The 1286-nt window shown below is 30.9% G+C and carries 1 protein-coding gene; it reads left to right on the top strand.

The genetic code is table 11. From position 1 onward, the window contains the following. Positions 1-625 precede the first annotated feature (625 nt). A partial coding sequence (locus tag SP041_RS20670; RefSeq protein WP_205961232.1) for a hypothetical protein occupies positions 626-1286 on the top strand: 661 nt, incomplete at its 3' end.

Genomic DNA, 1286 nt, shown 5'->3' with positions numbered 1-1286 from the left:
TTTAATATTTTTGTGTGGTAACAATGATATTAGCCTACACGTTGGTAATGGTGTAGGGGAGTCCAATTATCTATTTAGCTCAATTTACGCCTTAAACCAAGTCATTTTTCCTGCGCAAAATTTAGATTACTTATTTAATATAATCGGTATGACTCACCTTCTTAAACGTCAACTTTAGATATTTTTAATGTGTTTTTTTATTTTGATTTGAGCAATTTGAAGCGATATTCAATCAATGTTTTTATTAGTTATATTACTTATTTTTTAGTTTTATCTTTTTTACTTTTCTTTGTAGAGGGTTATTTTGTATAGCTTTGGTTTTTTAATCTAAATTTTTGATAAACTTATGTTTTTAATTTCTATTGGTTTTGATCACTTAATTAAATATTAATTAATAATCAAATTTACTATTGCTAGGTACTTGTCTATAGTTATTACTTTAGGGGTGTTTGTTTAATTTTTTTAAACTTATCTTTTTTAAGATGAAATTTGATGAACCGTATGCAGATGTGCAAGTAAGTTATTTCAAAAAGGGCAGCATAAATTTTTAATTTTAATGCTGACTCTATTGTCAATTATGTAATACATAATTATTAGAAGTTTTAAAGTAGCGTGGGGAATAATAATGGAAGAGCAAAATAATCTAGTTAACGAAAATAATGATACTGAAGTTGAATTAACTAATGAACAGTTAACTCAAGCTGAAGAACAATTAAATCTTTCTGGAGAACAATTAAACTCAACCGATAAACAATTATCCCCATTAGTTGATGATGGAGAAGTAAAAGCAGATTCAGTGAAAGAGAATGCTTCTACACCGGTAGAACCAGGTGATGTTAATGCAGAGATCGATATTGATGATCTTGATGCGATACTTGCACTTGGCGAAGAGGTTTTTGACTTAGATATTGAAACGGCTGCCGGTGAAGAATCTGATGGTGGTTTTTCACTTGTTGATTTTGAAAGAGATGGTGAAGAAACCATCGCTAAAACTAACTTTCAGACTATTGGTTTAGAAGATGAGACTACCCCAGTCGATTTTACTGATGAAGGTGAAAATTTAAGTGCCATCAATACGAATGATACTATTGAAACTAACGATACACCTATTTTAACATTAATTAGTTCAAACAATTTTACTGAAGATAATGGCAATGCTGTTGAAGGTGCAGAAGTCGCTACTTTTGAAACTAATGATGAAGATGGCGATACGGTAACAGTGACACTAAGTGACACAGAGAACTACGCGATTGTTGGTAATACTGTGGTGCTAACGGATGTTGGTG

This window comes from Psychromonas sp. SP041 (assembly GCF_000470315.2).
Classification (GTDB): Bacteria; Pseudomonadota; Gammaproteobacteria; order Enterobacterales; family Psychromonadaceae; genus Psychromonas.
The sequence above is the reverse complement of the archived record's forward strand: the minus strand, read 5'-3'. Positions and strand labels throughout refer to the sequence as shown.